The organism is Paenibacillus nuruki (assembly GCF_001721045.1).
GTDB classification, from domain to species: domain Bacteria; phylum Bacillota; class Bacilli; order Paenibacillales; family Paenibacillaceae; genus Saccharibacillus; species Saccharibacillus nuruki.
This window is the reverse complement of record NZ_MDER01000032.1, coordinates 88,427-107,921: the sequence shown is the minus strand read 5'-3', so window position 1 is coordinate 107,921 and position 19,495 is coordinate 88,427. Positions and strand designations below refer to the sequence as shown.

18 protein-coding genes are annotated in these 19,495 nt (G+C 39.2%); 5 read left to right on the top strand and 13 right to left on the bottom strand.

Annotation, left to right across the window (positions count from 1 at the left end):
- Nucleotides 1-89: 89 nt before the first annotated feature.
- The 10 genes from PTI45_RS07640 to PTI45_RS07595 all read right to left on the bottom strand — a co-directional run bounded on the left by PTI45_RS07640 (nt 90) and on the right by PTI45_RS07595 (nt 9,985).
- Nucleotides 90-1,013, bottom strand: a complete 924-nt coding sequence (locus PTI45_RS07640; protein ID WP_069326968.1) for an NADP-dependent oxidoreductase — start codon at nt 1,011-1,013, stop codon at nt 90-92.
- Nucleotides 1,014-1,056: 43 nt separating this feature from the next.
- A complete protein-coding gene (locus PTI45_RS07635; RefSeq protein WP_069326967.1) occupies nt 1,057-1,518 on the bottom strand; it encodes a MarR family winged helix-turn-helix transcriptional regulator in 462 nt (153 codons plus the stop codon).
- 6 nt (nt 1,519-1,524) lie between these two features.
- Complete coding sequence (locus PTI45_RS07630) at nt 1,525-2,592, bottom strand: alkene reductase (RefSeq protein ID WP_069326966.1); 1,068 nt, start codon at nt 2,590-2,592, stop codon at nt 1,525-1,527.
- Nucleotides 2,593-3,386: 794 nt separating this feature from the next.
- Nucleotides 3,387-4,784 carry a Fe-S cluster assembly protein SufB gene (gene sufB / locus PTI45_RS07625; protein WP_069327101.1) on the bottom strand — a complete coding sequence of 466 codons (1,398 nt, stop codon included), beginning with the start codon at nt 4,782-4,784 and terminating at the stop codon, nt 3,387-3,389.
- 33 nt (nt 4,785-4,817) lie between these two features.
- On the bottom strand, nt 4,818-5,243 hold the full coding sequence (gene sufU / locus PTI45_RS07620) for a Fe-S cluster assembly sulfur transfer protein SufU (protein ID WP_069326965.1): 426 nt from the start codon (nt 5,241-5,243) through the stop codon (nt 4,818-4,820).
- Nucleotides 5,233-6,453 carry a cysteine desulfurase gene (locus PTI45_RS07615; protein ID WP_069326964.1) on the bottom strand — a complete coding sequence of 407 codons (1,221 nt, stop codon included), beginning with the start codon at nt 6,451-6,453 and terminating at the stop codon, nt 5,233-5,235. Before PTI45_RS07615 ends, sufU begins: the two co-directional genes overlap by 11 nt.
- Nucleotides 6,450-7,751 (bottom strand): Fe-S cluster assembly protein SufD, encoded by a 1,302-nt coding sequence (gene sufD, locus PTI45_RS07610; RefSeq protein ID WP_069326963.1) that lies wholly within the window; start codon nt 7,749-7,751, stop codon nt 6,450-6,452. The genes PTI45_RS07615 and sufD overlap by 4 nt, the downstream gene beginning before the upstream one ends.
- A 29-nt stretch (nt 7,752-7,780) precedes the next feature.
- Nucleotides 7,781-8,563 carry a Fe-S cluster assembly ATPase SufC gene (gene sufC, locus PTI45_RS07605; protein WP_069326962.1) on the bottom strand — a complete coding sequence of 261 codons (783 nt, stop codon included), beginning with the start codon at nt 8,561-8,563 and terminating at the stop codon, nt 7,781-7,783.
- 253 nt (nt 8,564-8,816) lie between these two features.
- A complete protein-coding gene (locus PTI45_RS07600) occupies nt 8,817-9,410 on the bottom strand; it encodes a DUF1802 family protein (RefSeq protein ID WP_069326961.1) in 594 nt (197 codons plus the stop codon).
- Nucleotides 9,411-9,520: 110 nt separating this feature from the next.
- Nucleotides 9,521-9,985, bottom strand: coding sequence for a Dps family protein (locus PTI45_RS07595; protein ID WP_069326960.1), 465 nt, complete (start codon nt 9,983-9,985; stop codon nt 9,521-9,523).
- 289 nt (nt 9,986-10,274) lie between these two features.
- Between PTI45_RS07595 and mtnA the strand changes: the two genes are divergently transcribed.
- Together mtnA and PTI45_RS07585 are read left to right on the top strand one after the other, a co-directional pair.
- Nucleotides 10,275-11,372: an S-methyl-5-thioribose-1-phosphate isomerase gene (gene mtnA, locus PTI45_RS07590; protein ID WP_069326959.1), complete on the top strand. Its 1,098-nt coding sequence runs from the start codon at nt 10,275-10,277 to the stop codon at nt 11,370-11,372.
- Nucleotides 11,373-11,690: 318 nt separating this feature from the next.
- Nucleotides 11,691-12,233 (top strand): hypothetical protein, encoded by a 543-nt coding sequence (locus PTI45_RS07585; protein WP_069326958.1) that lies wholly within the window; start codon nt 11,691-11,693, stop codon nt 12,231-12,233.
- Between the two features lie 112 nt (nt 12,234-12,345).
- On the opposite strand, the gene PTI45_RS07580 is transcribed toward PTI45_RS07585, so the two are convergent.
- The gene (locus PTI45_RS07580; protein WP_069326957.1) at nt 12,346-12,729 is read right to left on the bottom strand and encodes a DUF423 domain-containing protein; all 384 of its coding nucleotides are present in this window, start codon (nt 12,727-12,729) and stop codon (nt 12,346-12,348) included.
- A gap of 118 nt (nt 12,730-12,847) precedes the next feature.
- Between PTI45_RS07580 and PTI45_RS07575 the strand changes: the two genes are divergently transcribed.
- Complete coding sequence (locus PTI45_RS07575) at nt 12,848-13,423, top strand: hypothetical protein (RefSeq protein WP_069326956.1); 576 nt, start codon at nt 12,848-12,850, stop codon at nt 13,421-13,423.
- A gap of 190 nt (nt 13,424-13,613) precedes the next feature.
- On the top strand, nt 13,614-14,471 hold the full coding sequence (locus tag PTI45_RS07570) for a DegV family protein (RefSeq protein WP_069326955.1): 858 nt from the start codon (nt 13,614-13,616) through the stop codon (nt 14,469-14,471).
- Nucleotides 14,472-14,555: 84 nt separating this feature from the next.
- Here PTI45_RS07570 and PTI45_RS07565 read toward each other — a convergent pair whose 3' ends face one another.
- Entirely contained in the window at nt 14,556-17,633 is a 3,078-nt protein-coding gene (locus tag PTI45_RS07565; RefSeq protein WP_083243406.1) for a PAS domain S-box protein, read from the bottom strand.
- Between the two features lie 55 nt (nt 17,634-17,688).
- Complete coding sequence (locus PTI45_RS07560) at nt 17,689-18,543, bottom strand: alpha/beta hydrolase (protein ID WP_069326953.1); 855 nt, start codon at nt 18,541-18,543, stop codon at nt 17,689-17,691.
- 97 nt (nt 18,544-18,640) lie between these two features.
- Here PTI45_RS07560 and PTI45_RS07555 point away from each other — a divergent pair, with 97 nt between their 5' ends.
- The gene (locus PTI45_RS07555) at nt 18,641-19,324 is read left to right on the top strand and encodes a 4'-phosphopantetheinyl transferase family protein (RefSeq protein ID WP_069326952.1); all 684 of its coding nucleotides are present in this window, start codon (nt 18,641-18,643) and stop codon (nt 19,322-19,324) included.
- Nucleotides 19,325-19,495: the final 171 nt, after the last annotated feature.

Below are 19,495 nucleotides of genomic sequence, written 5' to 3'. Positions count from 1 at the left end.
TTGTCGATATACAAAGTAGTGGAACTTTACCTAGCATAAAGTTCCACTACTTCTATCGTCAAATGATTATGTTAACAATAAATATTCTTTTAGATTTTCAAAAGAATTCTGCCTCTACCTCGTCTACTCTCACTTCTTTGCAAAGCTTCTGAAGCATCTTTCAAATCGAAAATACTATCTATTTCTGTTTTTAACGTTTTGTCGGCTATTAAACGAGTGATGGTCTCCAAATCGGTTGGTGTAGGGTTTTCAGTATTAAATTTGGCGGTGACATGATACAAGTCCGCATTCTGTTGTGAAGGTTGTTTTACTAGAGATACCAATATTCCTTGTTCTTTCAGTAAGCTCCACGATTTATCTTCTGTTTCTCCACCCACCAGATCCACGACTACATCTACTTGATCAATTTCTGTTTCAAACGAAGTAGTTGTATAATCAATCGCCTGATCTACACCTAATTCTTTGATAAATTCAATATTGGAAGTAGATGCTGTTCCGATCACGGTAGCCCCTTTCCATTTCGCCAATTGGACAGCATATTGACCTACACCACCTGCGGCTGCATGAATAAGTACCGTCTGACCTTTTTCTAGATTTCCTTCTGTGAATAAAGCTTTCCAAGCAGAGTCTGCACCACCTTTAATAGTCGCTGCATCTTCAAAGCTCAGATGATCTGGCATTTTCACTAATTGGTTGGTTGCAGCTACACTGTATTCAGCATAGGAACCATTAGCGATTCCAAAGACACGATCTCCAGGTTGGAAGTCTGTCACATCAGCAGCTACAGATACAATTTCTCCTGCCATAGCGTTACCCGGAATATAAGGAAACGAAGTTGGGAATACCACTTGGAGCCAGCCATTACGAATTTTAAAATCTAACGGTATAACAGACGCATATTTGATCTGTACAAGCACTTGTCCGGCTTGAGGAACAGGGATATCTATACTTTTTAATTCCATGACTTCAGGTCCACCGTAATTAGAAATAACAATCGCATTCATTTTTCCCATGTGGTCATCTCCTTGTATCTTGATTGAATTTTTTATTTCTTTGTTATAACGTGTCGTCGATATCTAAAAAGGCTTCTACGTTGGCAGTCATCTGGTTAGAAATGCGTATAAACATTTTCAATTCTTCTTCTGAAATATCTTTTAGAGTAATGTCTTCTAAGGCTTTCCATACTTCGGCAATCTCATTTACAGCCTGTCTACCTTTATCTGTTAACATGACGTTTGTAATTCGTTTATCTTCTTCGGATCGCTTTCTGATAACAAATCCACCATCTTCTAAGCGCTTTACCGATTTTGCGACTGTCGAATGATCCAGTCTTAATGTTCTTCCCAAGCTATTTTGAGATTGCCCATCTTTGTCACCTAGCTGCATCAACATAATTTCTTGTCCCGGATATAATCCGATTTTGCGTAATAACTGCGCCGCCAATCCTCTATGTGATCGTGCCAAAGCAAATATAGAAAAATTAGCTGAATAACTTGAAATGTCAGATGATTGTGTCACGTTATATCACTTCTTTTCTTTTAGTGTAGGATAATCAGTATATCCTTCACGACCCCCTGCGTACAATCCATTTGGGTTAAGTTCATTCAAATCTGTACCTGTTTTCAATCGTTCTACAAAGTCTGGATTAGCGATAGCCCAACGACCTATAGATGCGATATCTGCCAGATCATTTTCGATATCTGTTCCAATATCTTCTAAAGCGCGATCCGGTCGATTAACGAGTAAAACCGATTTCCATGCTTGGCGAACTTCTTTGAGAAATTCATCATTTTGATTGTATACGATATGCAAGTAAGCGAGATTCAATGCATTCAATTGGTTCGTTAGATAAAGGTACAACTCTTTATTAGCATCTTCTTCCACGATTCCTCCAAGAGCCATACCCGGGGAAATCCGAAAACCTACACGATCTGCTCCAATCTCTTCTACAACAGCAGTTACGACTTCTAAAGCAAAACGAACACGATTCTCAATCGTACCTCCATACTGATCTGTTCTCTGATTAGCATTGTTGGCAAAAAACTGATGGAATAAGTAGCCACTTGCTCCATGAATTTCGATACCGTCTGCACCCGCACGAATCGCCGACGCAGCAGCATGACGAAACTCTTGAATCGTACGTTCAATTTCTTTTATAGTCATTTCTTTAGGAATGGGAATATCTTTCATTCCTTCTGCTGTAAACATACCTACTTGAGGAGCAATAGCTGAAGGTGCCAGTGCTTGACGATGATGTGACGTATTATCGGGATGAGACATTCTTCCGACATGCATCAATTGAATATATAGATAACCGTTATTTTCATGCACTTGATCCGCTACATTTTTCCATGCTTTAATATGATCTTCTGTATAAATACCTGGAGTTGTTAAATACCCTTGACCATCATCAGAAGGTTGCGTTCCTTCACTGATTAAAAGTCCAAGTGAAGCTCGCTGAGCGTAATACAGAGCCGCTAAATCGCCTGGTCTTCCATCTGCATGTGCACGACTTCGAGTCATCGGCGCCATGGCTAATCGATGATTAAGTTTCATATGACCTACATTTATAGAGTCCCATATATTTTTCATTTCACATTCCTCCAATATATTTATGTTGCCGGCAACTAAATAATACTATAGATATATGTGGTTGGCAACACATATATCTAAAAAATAAAATGAACTATAACAATTTGTCTTCTTTGCTGGAAGATTATTAATTTTTTCTGCTTCAATACTTTTAGTTCATTTTGAAAATATAAGGAATGATGTATATGCTTTATTACATAATATTAGCTACATCAATCGCATTTTTAATTACTTTATATACCGTAATAATAGATAAAATATAATTTACAAGTAACTGTATCTAATGGATAATAAATAGAAAAGGAGGGATAAGATATGACGCACGGTTTAAGTGGTACTCCAGCTTTTGGGCATGGAGAAGGATCAATTATTATTTTAGGTCATGGATTTGGCACTGCTCCTACTTGGGGTATTGCAGAAAGATCATAATTTAAAGATAGTTGAGAAATGAAACAGAGCCGTATTAGATATTTAGACAGCTAATACGGCTCTGGCTCTGCTCATAAATAAATTATCAATATCATTATTAAATGGATAAGGTTAAAATATTTTTCATGAAGAAGTTACAATTCATTAAATGAAAATATATTTAGAATATATAAATAAGTATTCGAGAAACTCAAACACACAAGTGTTAAAGCAACTGTTGATACATATCTCCATTACTGATAAGATCAAAAATAATTAACTTAGTCCATATAAAAATACATTTATTTAACAAAAAAAGGGACAGAATCGGGGCAATCCCCTTTTCTGTCCCTCTTTTCAATTCAAAATCCTTGCTATAAAAGGAATTAACCGATAGAACCTTCCATCTCAAACTTGATAAGACGGTTCATTTCTACTGCATATTCCATAGGCAATTCTCTTGTAAATGGCTCGATAAAGCCCATAACGATCATTTGGGTTGCTTCATCTTCACTTAGACCACGACTCATCAAGTAGAAGAGTTGATCTTCAGATACTTTAGATACGGTCGCTTCATGCTCAAGAGTGATGTTATCGTTCTTGATCTCATTGTACGGAATCGTATCTGAAGTGGATTGGTTATCCAGAATCAGCGTATCACATTTGATATTGGACTTAGAACCTTCGGAATTACGTCCGAATGATGCTAGACCACGATAGGTTACTTTACCACCATGTTTACTGATCGATTTAGACACAATCGTAGATGTTGTATCTGGTGCAAGGTGAATCATTTTTGCGCCAGCATCTTGATGTTGTGCTTTACCTGCAACAGCGATAGACAATACCATACCTTTAGCACCGCGTCCTTTAAGGATAACCGCAGGGTATTTCATTGTTAATTTAGAACCGATGTTACCATCTACCCATTCCATAGTTGCATTTTCTTCAGCAACAGCACGTTTGGTTACCAAGTTGTAGATGTTTGGAGCCCAGTTCTGAATCGTTGTATAACGTACACGAGCATCTTTTTTACAGATGATCTCAACAACAGCACTATGCAATGAGTTCGTGCTGTAGATCGGCGCTGTACAGCCTTCTACATAGTGAACCATACTGCCTTCGTCTGCGATGATTAACGTACGCTCAAATTGACCCATATTCTCGGAGTTAATACGGAAGTAAGCCTGCAAAGGCACTTCACATTGTACGCCCTTCGGTACATAGATAAAGCTTCCGCCTGACCATACTGCACTGTTCAATGCTGCAAATTTGTTATCGGTTGTAGGGATAACTGTAGCAAAGTATTCGCGCAAAATTTCTGGATGTTCTTTCAAAGCTGTATCAGTATCCATAAAGATAACGCCTTGATCTTCCAATTCTTTTTGCATGCTGTGGTAGACCACTTCAGATTCATACTGAGCGGATACACCAGCCAAGAATTTTTGCTCTGCTTCAGGAATACCTAATTTGTCAAAAGTTTCTTTGATTTCAGTCGGTACTTCTTCCCAAGTCTTACCTTGTCCTTCAGATGCTTTAACATAGTACTGGATATCGTTGAAATCCAAGTCACTAATGTCGCCGCCCCAGTCTGGCATAGGCATTTTTTCAAATTGTTCCAAAGCTTTCAAACGGAATTCTAACATCCATTCAGGCTCATCTTTCATGCGAGAAATTTCCATTACGATCTCTTTATTCAGTCCTTTACCGGATTGAAAAATCGACTTATGCTCATCACGGAAACCATATTTATATTCTTCCATTTCTGGTGCTGTTTTAGCCATTTGTGTAGCCTCCCCATCTAATTTGTGAAGCATTTAGTTGTCTTCTGTAACAATTCCCTTGCGTAGGGCATTCCAGGCCAACGTAGCACACTTGATGCGAGCAGGGAATTTATTTACTCCAGATAGGGCTTCGATCTCTTCGTATTCTTCAAATTCCACATCTTCGCCCTTCATGAGAGCAGAGAAGCGGTCTGCAAGTTCAAGTGCTTCTTCATAAGTTCTGCCTTTTACAGCTTCTGTCATCATTGAAGCGGAAGCCATACTGATTGAACAACCGTCTCCTGAAAATTTGGCATCTTTCACTTTGTTATCTTCCACCAAAAGTTGTAGAGATATTCGGTCACCACAGGTTGGGTTGTTCAGTTCAACCGTCATCGCTCCGTCTTCAAATGAACCGCGGTTACGTTGATTTTTGTAGTGATCCATAATCACACGGCGGTAGAGATCATCAAGTTTCATCGCCAAAATACTCCTTCGTCTGAACCAACGCATCGATCAAGCGATCTACGTCTTGTTCATTATTATACAGGTAAAAGCTTGCGCGTGCCGTCGAACTTGCTTCAAGCCATCTCATTAATGGCTGACAGCAATGATGTCCTGCACGAATCGCTACCCCGAACGTATCCAGTACAGTTGCTAGATCATGAGGATGAACACCATCCAGATTGAACGTCACAATACCGACTTTACGCTTAGCAGGTCCATAAATTTTTAAGCCTTCGATCTGAGACATACGTTCCATCGCATAATTCGCAAGATGCGCTTCATGCTTTTCGATTTCATCCATTCCAATTTCTGTTAGGAAGTCAATCGCTGCTCCCAGTCCAACAGCTCCTGAGATAATCGGCGTACCGCCTTCAAATCTCCACGGAGCGTCTTTCCAGTCGGATTCGTATAATCCCACATCGTTAATCATCTCGCCACCGAACTCGATCGGTTCCATTTGAGCAAGCAATTGACGCTTACCGTATAGAGCTCCGAATCCAGTAGGTCCACACATTTTGTGACTGGAAAGTGCATAGAAATCACAATCCAGATCTTGTACGTCCACTTTCATATGCGGTGTACTTTGTGCGCCGTCTACCACCATAATCGCTCCATGACGGTGTGCGATCTCAGCAATTTGTTTCACTGGATTCACAACGCCAAGCACATTAGATACATACACAACCGAGACAATTTTGGTATTGCTATTAATTACTTTTTCCACATCTGCCAGATCAATATTGCCATCCGGTTGTAATGGAATATATTTAAGTGTTGCTCCTGTCGCCTTGGCTAATTGCTGCCATGGAATCAGATTACTGTGATGTTCCATCGGTGTAACCACGATTTCGTCACCCGGTTGTAACCGAGGACGACCGTAGGACGAAGCCACTAGATTCAGTGCTGTTGTTGTACCGCGTGTGAAAACAATTTCTTCACTACGTCCGGCATTGATAAAGCGAGCAATCTTTTCACGAGCACCTTCGTAAGCGTCAGTCGCCCGTGTTCCCAGTGTATGAACGCCGCGGTGTACATTGGAGTTATCATACTCATAATAATGATTGAGCGCATCCAGGACAACCTGTGGCTTCTGAGAGGTTGCTGCATTGTCTAGATAAACAAGCGGATGTCCGTTTACTTCCTGATGTAAAATCGGAAACTGCTCGCGGATAGCTTGGTTCACTGACCTAGCTTCCTTTCAACCAGTTCCTGCAAACGAGTCTGCAAACGTTCCAAAGGAATATCCGATACGACTGGAGCCAGGAAACCGTAGATAATCAGTCGCTCTGCTTCTGGACGAGTAATACCACGCGACATCAAGTAATGAACTTGCTCAGGGTTAACCTGACCTACAGATGCTGCGTGTCCTGCCATAACATCATCTTCATCAATCAATAAGATTGGATTCGCGTCGCCACGAGCTTTCGGACTTAACATTAATACTTTCTCTGTTTGCTCACCATTCGAACGAGTTGCACCATGTTCGATTTTGGTAATACCGTTAATAATCGCATTTGCAGATTCGCGCATCACTGCACGAGTGATCATTTGGCTAGTTGTATCTTTACCAAAATGAACCGCTTTGGTTGTATAGTTCAAGCGCTGAGAACCTGAACCTACAGCGATGATTTTCGCATCGGAAGTTGATCCATTTCCTTTAAGCACTGTTGCTGTATCTGTAACGGTATTGCCATCGTTCATTTCACCGATGATCCATTCAATCGAAGCATCATTTTCAGTGATTGCACGACGGTAACTCATATCTGTAGTGCTACCACCGAATTGGTGAACTGTTGCATAACGAACTTTAGCGCCCGCTTTTGCTACAATTTCAACCACTCCGTTATGCACACGAACATCGTCGCCTGATGAAATGTAGTTATCTACATAAGTTACAGAACTGTTCGTATCTGCTACTACTAGAATACGAGGTGCAAATGTAGCACCTGCATTTTCAGTCAAAAAGATCGCTTGAACAGGGATATTTACTTCTACGTTTTTAGGAACGTATAAGAATGCTCCACCATTCCACATCGCTGCATTTAGAGCTGTTAGTTGATGCTCATCAGGTGCAACGACTGTTGTTAGATAGGGCTTCACCAACTCTTCGTGTTCACGAGCAGCTGTTTCCAAATCTGTAAAAATCACACCTTGAGCTTTCAATTCGTCAGATAAACTGGAGAAAATAGCGCCTGAATCTTTTTGCACAATCAGGTTATCGGATTCGTTACCTTCCACCAATGCACTGATCAATGGAGGTAATTCGTCTAATGTTGCTACTTTTACAGGTGCCTGATAAGTTCCGTAATCCGAAAGATCCCATTTGTCGATCTTGGTTTTTTCCGGTTTAGGAAGTTCTAATTTGGAAGCAAGTTCAAGTGCTTTCAAACGGTTCTCAGTCAACCATGCAGGTTCATTCTTTTGTTGAGATAATGATTTAAGAGCTTCCAGATTTAATGGAAGTATCGTTTGCAATGTCATGTTATTAGCTCCTCCTTCCGTGCAGTGTTTTACGCTTCTTGACCTACAGTTTCGTCTGTAATACCAAGTTCTTCTTTAACCCAATCGTAACCTTCTGCTTCAAGACGAGCAGCCAATTCAGGTCCACCGGATTTCACGATACGACCTTGCATCATTACGTGTACATAGTCAGGAGTAATATAATCAAGTAGACGTTGGTAGTGAGTAATGATTAAGAATCCACGATCTTCATTACGCATTTTGTTTACGCCGTTTGCTACGATTTTAAGAGCATCAATATCAAGACCAGAGTCAATTTCATCTAGAATAACTAATTTTGGCTCAAGCAATAACATTTGCAAGATTTCGTTACGTTTTTTCTCACCACCGGAGAAACCTTCGTTCAAGTAACGGTGTGCGAATTCAGCATTCATGTCTAGCTCTTTCATGCTTCCTTCCATTTGACGGATAAATTTGATCAATGAAATTTCTTTACCTTCTTCACGACGTGCGTTGATTGCACTACGCAAGAAGTCAGAGTTTGTTACCCCTGTAATTTCACTTGGATACTGCATAGCCAAGAATAGACCTGCACGAGCGCGCTCATCCACTTCCATTTCCAAAACGTCTTCGCCGTCTAAAGTTACAGTTCCTTCAGTTACTTCATATTTAGGATGTCCCATCAAAGCAGATGCTAGTGTACTTTTACCAGTACCGTTAGGTCCCATGATTGCGTGGATTTCTCCACCTTTCATTGAAAGGTTAATCCCTTTAAGGATTTCCTTATTGTCAATTGTTGCTTTCAAACCTTCAATGACGAAATTCGTTGCCATAATAGTTTTGACCTCCAGTGAAATAAGTAGTTTGGTTGTAGCTTATATATCTGTCAACAGAGAGTATAGTACACAAATCCCTGATGTACGAAAAACGAAAATACATTTAGATAAAGTCTAAGAATAAATCTCTCTTAGAACCATTCTAAACTGATTCTCAACGATTCTCAAGTTATTTTATAATAAATTTGAAGTACTCGCAATGAAACCGATAATCTTATGCCATGCAAAAAAGACCTGACCGATCACTCAGTCAAGCCTTGTAGAATGTCCCGTCTTGTTGCAAAGCTTGCAAAATGACAGTTCTCATTCGCTCAAACTCCGCAGCGTCCAGCACCGGCGTCAATTCGCTCGTCACCAGACCACTTGGTATAGAAATCCATGATTTGCAGCCCAGGTACTGGTCCTGCACAGGGATCTCTATCGGTCGTTCAAGTATATATACCCGCACAATCAGTAAATGAAGCGGACTTTTTCTTTTCCAATGCAAACGTTCTTCGGCAAACGTATCTGTCCAGATATGCTGGTCCAGTAAAGCATCTAGCTGGTCTTGCTCGAATATCTCTAAATCATCTGTTACTTCCGCATACAGACGAATACCAGCTGATCTCGTATCAGGAGACCAGCCGTTAAGTGATTCGTCTACCAAATGATTGTATTCGGATTTGAGCAATTCGCGACGTTGGTGCTCGTAAGTTGGATACAAGTAAAAGGCATGATCTTTCAGCTCAAAGTGACGTGTCTCTTCGACAATGCCGCCTTTGCGCATCAATAAGATCTGGTGTCCCTTTTCCAACGCCTCAATAACCGAAGCCCATTCTTTCAAAGCCAATACTGATTCCGCCATCAATCGTCGCCCTCACTTTCTGTAACGGTTTGTTATCACCTATTATATCGCAGATGTGAAGGACTTCAATGTAGCAGGGTAACGCTTATGCAGTACATCTGAGATGGGGATTAGTTACCCAAGAATGAACGAAGCATCCACATGTGTTTTTCAAGATCTGCTTTGAACGCAATCAACATATCTGCTGTTGGTTGGTCATCCGCTTCATCAGCCAATTCGATTGTTTCTTGGAATTGCTCATTAACTGTAGCGAAGTCTTCGATCAATGTTTGTACCATTGTACGCGCATCTTCTGTTCCGTTCGCTTCTTGAATCGTTGCTAGTTCCAAATATTCTTTCAACGTTGCAGCAGGTGAACCTTTAAGAGTCAATAGACGCTCAGCGATTTCATCCATTTTCAATGTTACTTCGTTGTACAATTCTTCGAATTTGATATGCAATGTATAGAAGTTTTCACCTTTTACATACCAGTGGAAATTATGAATTTTTACATATAATACATTCAGGTTAGCAACCTGTAGATTTAGAAGTTCTTCAACTTTTTTAGTTTGACCTTTATTAGTTGTATTCGTCATGATTAGATCTCCCTCTTTCTTCTTTTCAAATTGGATGTTGGAGACTTTCAATCCTCAGCCTCGTCTGTTTACAAATTACCCTTGTATTTCATTTACGAAACAAATAGATATTGAAAAAAGACTGTGCAAATTCCTTCTTTTCCGATATCCTATATTTTAACGTTTACTATTTAAGTGTTAGTTATGAACAAGCGTAAGCTATTCAAATCATAGTAGAGATTGCGATTATAAAATCTTCTATTATATGATTTTGGTTTGACGATATATAGGACAGGGAGTGTTTCTTTAGATGAATCCATCATTTTCAACATCGGATGAGAATCCAGTTAAAGCGCCATTTGAACCTTTGTTATCATTACGTTGGGACGACGATAAATTGTTGATGCTTGATCAACGTTTATTACCAGATGAAATTGTAATGCTTGAATTATTTACGTCAGAGCAAGTATTTGAATCGATTCGTTCGATGAAAGTACGTGGAGCACCTGCTATCGGTATCTCTGCTGCCTACGGCGTTGTTCTAGGCTCCTGGGAATATGAAGGCGAAGATGCAGACCACTGGCTCAAACATGTGCTTAAAACAGCTGCTTATCTGGCTGAATCTCGTCCAACCGCTGTGAATTTGTTCTGGGCATTGGATCGTATGAATAAGAAAGCTCATCAATTGGCAGAACAAGCAGGAACAACTGCTGATCGTAATGCGGGTCTGTTGGCTGAAGCGATTGCAATTCATGTCGAAGATGAAGAAGTATGTCGTATGATCGGTGAACATGCACTGCCTTTATTTACAGATGGTATGGGTGTATTGACTCACTGTAATGCAGGCGGACTCGCAACAGCTAAGTATGGTACAGCACTGGCTCCTATGTACCTTGCTCATGAAAAAGGTATTCATCTTAAAGTCTATGCTGATGAGACACGTCCTGTGCTTCAAGGTGCTCGCTTAACAGCATTTGAATTGCAACAAGCCGGTATTGATGTTACGCTTCTCTGTGACAATATGGCTGGTATGGTAATGTCCAAAGGGTGGATTCAAGCTGTTATCGTAGGTGCAGACCGCGTAGCTGCTAATGGTGATGTAGCAAACAAGATTGGAACGTATAGTGTAGCGGTACTTGCCAAAGCACATAATATTCCTTTCTATGTGGCATGCCCGTTATCGACCATTGATCTATCCACTGCTAATGGAACTGAAATTCCGATTGAAGAACGTTCTGCGGAAGAAGTAACAGAAGGCTTTGGCAAACGTACCGCACCACAAGATATTAAAGTGTTTAACCCGGCATTTGATGTAACACCTAACGAATACGTAACTGCAATTATCACTGAAAAAGGTATTGTTTATCCTTCGTATGAAGAAGGTCTAAGAAATATATTTGAAGTGTAATCTATACTCATATTATGTTCGTATAATATGATATCTGCTTTGCATCACGTATGAATTTGTTGAGCTGACCGGGTCCGATAGGATACCGGTCTTTTTGCCCCTAAATGCAATATATTTTTGTAACATATTTCGACAGCCCATCCGATAAAAGTATATAGATAAGGCTTACATTTCGTGTTTATCTAATTTTGCTTATTGAGGCAATTGTAAACGATTTAAAAGCATATGTACTTGAAATGATTTATTTTAAAAACGGTAGGTTATAATGAATTGTGAAAATTTTTAACATTCTGATAGGATAAGTGAGATGGGAGAATCATGGATAAAAAGCCAACTAACGACGAAGCCGAATTTTTATTTAATGTTGACCTGATGATCTCTGGTCGAAACAACGCTGTTGCTCTTCAAAAACTGCTTGAAATTCTAAATAATCATGAAGAATTAGCAGATTTTAGAGTCGTTTCTGGCATCAAACTTGGACAAAAGATAGAGAAATCTTTGAAAGATACAAGTAAACAGCAAGTGCCTATAGATATATCAAGTATATCTGAAAGTAAAAAATCAATTACTGCACAAACCGCGTCACTGGTCAAAAAATTAGAAAAGCACAAACAAGAAGCTAAATCAGCAGCGATCTTACATGAAAAGATCGAAAATGATATGAATAGCTGGTTAGCCCTTTACATCAAAGATAATACATTGGTACGTCTAACGATCAACAATCGAGGAGATCGCTTTTCTATTCCGTGTCGTATCTTAAATTTTGATAATGAAAATCAAACGATTAGTGTATATCATGTGGACGAAAAACAAGTGTATACGTTCAAACTCAATGAGATTGATGATTTTCAACATACTTAAATCGTTATCTTATTGACGATCCGCTTCTTCTAACGATGAATATCAAAATAGCGTCTATCCCGGTCAATGAGATAGACGCTATTATTATGTTATATATGATAATAAGATTGGTTTAATTCCGTTTACCATATTTGGCTCCAACAAGTGCTAACATGATCCAGCCTGCTATAAAGCATACTCCACCAATAGGAGTAATTGCACCTAGGACTTTGATTCCCGTTATGCTTAATACATACAGACTACCTGAGAAAATGATAACTCCAATAGTAAATAATCGACCTGCCCAGCGCAACAGACTGGATTCACCAATCACTCCTGCGAGCACAGCGACAATCAAAATAGCCAGTGTATGTACAAAGTGATATTCCACACCTGTTTTGAACGTTTGTAACAGTTGAGGCCCGATAATAGGTTCTAATAGATGAGCACCGAAAGCGCCAATGCCGACTCCAATCATACCCAGAATAGAACCGATAATTAAATATGTGCGTTGCATGAATATGCCTCCTGCTAATTGTTTTATTTTTAATTATACCTTACTCCAATGCTTGCATTTGTGAGGAAATTATGAAAAAGTAACGGTACATACATATATTGTAAAGGAGATTAGATTCATGGACCCTTATGATCCCAAACGAAATTCATCTTTTCCTAATTTAAAAAAAGATACGGATGCACCTCAAGACAATGATTTTAGAGATCCTTTAGCAACATCAGAGCCTTATGATTATCGCTCTTCTACCTTTGTACCACCATCTAATGATAACTATTACAATCCTAATGATCCATACGCTCCTCTACCCGGGCAACGCTGGCCTCATTCTAAGTTAGGTGTCGCTTCTTTTATTATTGGAATATCTACGCTTATTGTTAATATTATTGTAGGTGTGATTGCTGTTATTATGATGGTAGCCGCTGTTGAAAATTCAGATATTTCTTTTAATTTGTTAGATGAACAGAGTATCGAAGCAGGGCTGGCTGCAATATTAGGTGGATTACTGGTCCTTGTGTTGATATGGGGATTATTAATCCTTGCTAATTGTACCGGTCTAGTCTTAGGTATTGTTGGTTGTTGTGTCAAGCAACGTCGTAAAGTGTTTGCAATTATCGGTATTGTTTTAAATGCTTTTCCAGCCGCTTTTATTTTATTCTTTTTTATTATCGGTATTTTCTCAGACAGCAGTTATTAATTACTCTCAATTGCTTATTTCTATTTTGTCATATGAATCTTATTTGTTGCAGGTTGCCTTTTCTATTCATTCTTAGAGAAGAAGCAATCTGCTTTTTTGTGTACTGTAAATCGTGATATACTAATACAATCTATTCTTATCAGCATTTAGATATAGATAATTGGACTTGATGGAAAGACAGGAGATTATTATGACATCTATTCGTATTTTTGTAGATAGTACTTGCGATTTACCAAAGGCATGGTTAGAAGAAAATCAAATCGGTGTTGTGCCTTTATATGTGAATTTTAATCATGAAGTATACCGGGATGGTGTGGATATGACACCTGCCGAATTGTATGAAAAAGTAAAACAAACCGGACAAACACCCAAAACGTCTGCACCTTCACCTGCTGATTTTATTCATGCTTTTCAGCCTGTGGTTGACAATGGGCATACGATTATTTATATCAGTCTTTCTTCCGCTCTTTCTTCCACGTATGCTAATGCACATCTAGCAGCCAATACATTTCCTGAAGGCGCAGTAACGATCGTAGATTCATTGAACTTATCCAGTTCGATTGGCTTGTTAGTGATGAAAGCGGTACAAGCGATCGATCAACAACAATCGGTTGCAGAAATTGTGTTATTGCTTGAATCCATGCGCTCACAGATCGAGACCGAGTTCGCTATTGATTCGTTAGAATTTTTATACAAAGGTGGACGCTGTTCAGGTATGCAGAATCTGATCGGTAGCCTGCTCAAAATTCGTCCAGTCATTCAGGTCACTACACACGGAACACTGGTTCCTGCTTATAAAATACGAGGTAAACGTGAAAAAGCTGTCGAACAACTGCTTAGAAATACACTTGCTCATCGACATGCGATTGATCAAGATATTATTTTTGTAGTTCATTCTTTTGCTGAAGCAGAAGCTCGTCACATGCAAGCTGTACTTCGAGAGCAGACCGATGCGCGTCAGGTAATGATTACAGAAGCAGGATGCGTTATATCCAGTCATTGTGGTCCACAGACGATTGCCATTATGTATGCCAAAAACAACCATTAATTTCTTCATACAACTACTTCATTTAAATACAAAAAACCTGTTAAGAGACATCTTTGATAACATGTCTCTTAACAGGTTTTTTTATTAAGCTAACTGTAATGGAATACTGAAATAAAACGTAGAACCTTGATGTTCCTGACTGTTGACACCAATCGTTCCATTCATTAATTCGATAAGATTTTTGCAAATAAACAATCCTAGCCCTGTACCACCATAGCGACGATTCATCACCGGATGTACTTGGGAGAATGAATGAAATAGCTCACTTAGCTTATCTGCGGGTATGCCAATCCCTGTATCTGTAATCTGGAAATTCAGCATCATGCCTTGATCTTGAGACAAATACGAGACGCCTGCGCTAAGATGAATATTTCCTTTTTCCGTAAACTTAATCGCATTGCCTATAATATTGACCAGTACTTGCTTGATTCGAGGCATATCCCCTCTGGCTAACTTCGGAACTTCTTGTTCGATATGCTTATCAAATACCAAATACTTACTTTGCGCTGTCGGCAAGAACCATTGATAGACATCATCTATTAATTCACGAAGATCGAATAACTCTTCTTCCAGTTCGACATTTCCATTTTCCAGACGATGCACATCCATAATATCATTAATAATCTGCATCAACTCATTGCCGCTTTGACGAATAATATGAATATAACTGGCTTGTTCTTCATTCAGATCAAGATCAAGCATCAATTCTGCCATACCGACAATTCCATTCATCGGTGTACGAATCTCATGACTCATCATCGAGATAAATTGAGACTTCGCGTAAGCAGCTCGCTCTGCGGATTCTTTGGCTTCTATAATCGCTTTCTCATTGGTTCGATCACTGAATACAACCACAACACCGACAATCTTTTCCCGATCTCGTAATGCATTAGTCTGATAAGAAGCGAAAAAGCTAGATCCATCACGGCGAAAGAATACATCTTCCGTTACACGTCTTGAAATGCTATCTTGCATCGTTAGCTCTACTGGATGATGGGTAGCCGCATAAGGCTCTCCATCTGATCGCGTATGCATTAACAAGTCACGCACAGGTGATCCTATAAATTCTTCTTTGGTCACGCCTAGCATCGAAGAAGCTGCCGCATTCAAAAAGATACCATTACCGTCTGCATCTACTCCATAAATGCCTTCGGATACCGAACTCAATATCAAATTGTATTCATCACTGATTTTTTTAATCTGTTCTACATATTTTTTGCTTTCTGTAATATCTGTCGCAATTCCGAATACACCGGTGATTTCTCCGCTGACGATAATCGGCACATTGGTAATATTCACTTCAATTTGATGACCGGTATGATGCACCAGCACCGTTTCGTAGTTTTGTGGCATGCCCATTTTGGCTCTATTAAAACGATTCAAAGCTTCTTCACGCAGATCAGGATGGATCAGCTCAGCAAAGTATGTGTTTTTTAATCGTGTTCGATCATAACCACTTTGAATTTCAGCAACAGGATTGAGATTAAATAATCGACCTTGTAGATCAAATGAATATACACCTGATGGATTATACTCCACAAGTGACTTGTAACGCTGTTCGCTCTCGTGTAATCGTTGTTCTGCTAATTTACGATCTGTGACATCTCTGGAGACTGCAATCACTGTACCGGCAATTCCTTCGATCTGACTAGGTGTATACGTCGCTGTACTTTCTAACCAGACATAATGACCTGCTTTATGTTGAAAACGATAATGTACTGTCTTTGACTTACTATGCTCAGGCATCTCAGTAATCCATTTAATATAATCTCGGACAGCTTGATAATCTTCAGGATGATAAAAAGAGAATGCACTTTTACCGATCAATTCTTCTCCTTCATACCCAATAAGCTTTTTCACAGAAGCTGACGTATATATAAAACTAAGTTCTTCATCTGCGGTATGAGAAGAAATCAGATCTAATGTATTGTTAGAAAGCATCCGGTATTGACGTTCACTTTCACGAATTAAGTCTTCCATCAGACGACTTTCTGTTATATCTTGAATCGTACCTACAATCTGGCGGGTACCATCATTGTCATCTGCCACCAGTGTGCCTTGAATATGCACAGTTTTGATCTGATGATGTTGATCAACTAGACGACATTCAATATTCACATGTTCCTGAGCAACCGATTGCCGAAAAGCATACCGTACTTTATCCCGATCTTCATGATGAACCATCGTCAAAAAATGACGATACAATAGCTTAGCTGAAGGTGATTCTACGCCAAGAATTTCGAGAAACTTATCCGAGCACACTAATTCTTGCGTATCTAAATTCCAATCCCAACATCCAAACCCAGCAATACTTTGTGCCAGAGCTAGACGTTCTTCACTTTTGCGAAGTTGCTCTTCTGATTCTTTACGAGCAGTAATATCTCGCCCTATTCCCATATATTGAACCGTTACTCCATTTTCATCTTTGATCGCTTTAACCGTCAATTCAATCCACTTGTACGTTTTGTTTTTGCATACACAACGAATTTGAACCGCTTTGCGTGATTGAAATGGAGGTTCTAATTGCAAAATATCTTCGGCATAAATCAAATCAGTAGACAACGTCTGCATTAATTCAGAAGGTAGAAATCCTAGAATTTTTTCAACAGAAGGTGAAATATAGGTAATCATTCCGTCTGCATCGGAACAAGTGATCAGATCATCGGCATTTTCAGAAATCAGTCTATACATACGTTCAGCTTCTACAAGTTTTTGTTCAACATCATTGCGTGCTGTAATATCTTTGGCGATACCATAAATGCCTACAATTTCTTCGTCAATAACGATGGGTGTATATGTAACATCTAGGTCAATCAAATGTCCTTGTCGATGATAAATGTGAGTCTGAAATTGTACAGATTTACCTTGTAACACCTCTGCCAGATAAGGAGAACGCATTTCTATGCGCTCTGCTCCAAAAATTTTACTTCTATCGACATGTTCTAATGTATCTATAGTATAACCAGAAATCTTTTCGACACCTGGATTGGTATAAATGTAATTCCCCTTTTTGTCCATAACATATATCGCATCAGGGTGATATTCAAAAAGAGATCGGTACGACCCACTTTCAGATATCAGGTTTTGAAGAATTTCATGTTCATGATTGTCCAATGGTCTATCCCTCTCAATCTTTCGTATGCCCTTAATGTAAAAGCACATTATGAACTGTTTAGACTCTTGATAAGCAGCCTACTCTACTATTAACCTATATTGGTCATGATCCTTTCAAATGTCGCGCAAAAAATTCACTAACAATTTCTAAAACATCATTTCGGGTCATAAATGTGGTCGACGAATGACCTACACCTTCTAAAATATACAATGTAACTTCCGCCGATATCGCTGCTAAAGCATCATACAAAAACTGGCTCTGACGCGCAGGTACCACCTGATCTTGATCGCCATGCATAATTAAAAAAGGTGGCACATGAGCAGGAATATGAGAAGCAAGATGATGAATAGGATTCGATTGATCGGCTGTGTCTATTTTATGTCGTAACGGCCCGCCCATCAGTAAAGAAATCACCGGTAATTCATATTCACTTTGAAAATCAGCCTGAATATCAATCGGTCCTGCAAAATCAACTACCGCTTTGACACTACTGGAATGTCCTTGCCATTGTCCTTGTTGATCCCATTCTGCTTGCTCTCCAGTCACACCAACTAATGCAGATAAATGTGCACCTGCGGAGTGTCCCCAGATTCCGACATGTTCAGGATCAATATGATAATCCAGTGCATGAGCACGTAAAAAGCGAATCGCTGTTTTGATATCTTCTAACTGTGCAGGAAAAGGTGCTTTGTTCACAGTGCGGTATTCCACACAAGCAATCACATACCCTTGACGAGCTAATTTGGACAGTGCCGGGATATGTTTGTAAGGATCAATATCGACCCATGCTCCGCCGACGACCCAGACTATTAACGGTAATGGCAAATCAGAAACAGGACGCAAAATATTCATTTTTAACGATTGACCATTGGCAAAACGAGCAAATTGAACATCTGGAATTAATTGCACAAAGTATCCATCCTCGGTTTGATGCGCTAAACGTTTGATTTCTGACATTATATTTCCTCCTCGAAAATGGTATTGTATAATTTAGACAATAAAGTCATTTCTTTTATAACTATAAATCGATATAGGAAAGTGGGGAGACTAGAGATTGATTACAGTAACAGCAATACATTTGCCGGATTTATTATCGTTAGAAGATATGGAGGTATTACGTCGTAATGTATCACCTGCACGAAAAGAAGCTTCTTTGAAATTTGTTCGACAGCAAGATGCTCAACGTGGCTTAATAGGAGAATTGCTTGTTTTGCATCGATTACGTACTCACTATCAGTTGCAAGATCACCAGATTCAATTTGAGCAAAATAAATACGGGAAACCGTACCTACACAATTACCCTGATATTCATTTTAATGTATCCCATGCAGGTGACTGGATCGTATGTGCTGATGGGAATGTTCCAGTCGGTATTGATATCGAACAAATACGTCCTATCGACTTTGGGATCGCTCAACGCTTTTATACAGAACCAGAATATCAATTATTAATGAATGCACCGGAAAGTGAACAGCTAACCACCTTTTATGCATTGTGGACGTTAAAAGAAAGTTATATCAAATTTGTAGGTAAAGGGCTTTCTTTACCCTTAGACTCATTCTCTGTTCTACAAAATGATAACCACGAATATCAAGTAATTTCAGCCAAACCTATCGATATGGCAAGCTTTTTCCGTCATCTGCCGATCGATTCAAAGTATCAATTAGCAGTCTGTGCAGGAGAACCGTTGAGTCTTCTTCCACTTATTATGCTGGATTGGACCGAACTGATTCCGTGATTTTATACATATGGAAACATTTAGTTAAAATTTAAAGTTATTTTTATGCAATTTGTATAACTATGTATTATACACTCTATAATCATAACATCTAACTCCTACGATTTAAAAGAATCTCTGTGATAGTTGCTTCTATATATAGTTAAAACGTTCATTAATAATCCAACAATA

What these genes read in the sequence shown, in the direction of transcription:
- PTI45_RS07640 (WP_069326968.1), bottom strand. Translation starts at nt 1,013, where the DNA reads ATGGGAAAAATGAATGCGATTGTTATTTCTAATTACGGTGGACCTGAA.
- PTI45_RS07630 (WP_069326966.1), bottom strand. Translation starts at nt 2,592, where the DNA reads ATGAAAAATATATGGGACTCTATAAATGTAGGTCATATGAAACTTAAT.
- sufB (WP_069327101.1), bottom strand. Translation starts at nt 4,784, where the DNA reads ATGGCTAAAACAGCACCAGAAATGGAAGAATATAAATATGGTTTCCGT.
- sufU (WP_069326965.1), bottom strand. Translation starts at nt 5,243, where the DNA reads ATGAAACTTGATGATCTCTACCGCCGTGTGATTATGGATCACTACAAA.
- sufD (WP_069326963.1), bottom strand. Translation starts at nt 7,751, where the DNA reads ATGACATTGCAAACGATACTTCCATTAAATCTGGAAGCTCTTAAATCA.
- sufC (WP_069326962.1), bottom strand. Translation starts at nt 8,563, where the DNA reads ATGGCAACGAATTTCGTCATTGAAGGTTTGAAAGCAACAATTGACAAT.
- PTI45_RS07600 (WP_069326961.1), bottom strand. Translation starts at nt 9,410, where the DNA reads ATGGCGGAATCAGTATTGGCTTTGAAAGAATGGGCTTCGGTTATTGAG.
- PTI45_RS07595 (WP_069326960.1), bottom strand. Translation starts at nt 9,985, where the DNA reads ATGACGAATACAACTAATAAAGGTCAAACTAAAAAAGTTGAAGAACTT.
- mtnA (WP_069326959.1), top strand. Translation starts at nt 10,275, where the DNA reads ATGAATCCATCATTTTCAACATCGGATGAGAATCCAGTTAAAGCGCCA.
- PTI45_RS07585 (WP_069326958.1), top strand. Translation starts at nt 11,691, where the DNA reads ATGGATAAAAAGCCAACTAACGACGAAGCCGAATTTTTATTTAATGTT.
- PTI45_RS07580 (WP_069326957.1), bottom strand. Translation starts at nt 12,729, where the DNA reads ATGCAACGCACATATTTAATTATCGGTTCTATTCTGGGTATGATTGGA.
- PTI45_RS07575 (WP_069326956.1), top strand. Translation starts at nt 12,848, where the DNA reads ATGGACCCTTATGATCCCAAACGAAATTCATCTTTTCCTAATTTAAAA.
- PTI45_RS07570 (WP_069326955.1), top strand. Translation starts at nt 13,614, where the DNA reads ATGACATCTATTCGTATTTTTGTAGATAGTACTTGCGATTTACCAAAG.
- PTI45_RS07565 (WP_083243406.1), bottom strand. Translation starts at nt 17,633, where the DNA reads ATGTGCTTTTACATTAAGGGCATACGAAAGATTGAGAGGGATAGACCA.
- PTI45_RS07560 (WP_069326953.1), bottom strand. Translation starts at nt 18,543, where the DNA reads ATGTCAGAAATCAAACGTTTAGCGCATCAAACCGAGGATGGATACTTT.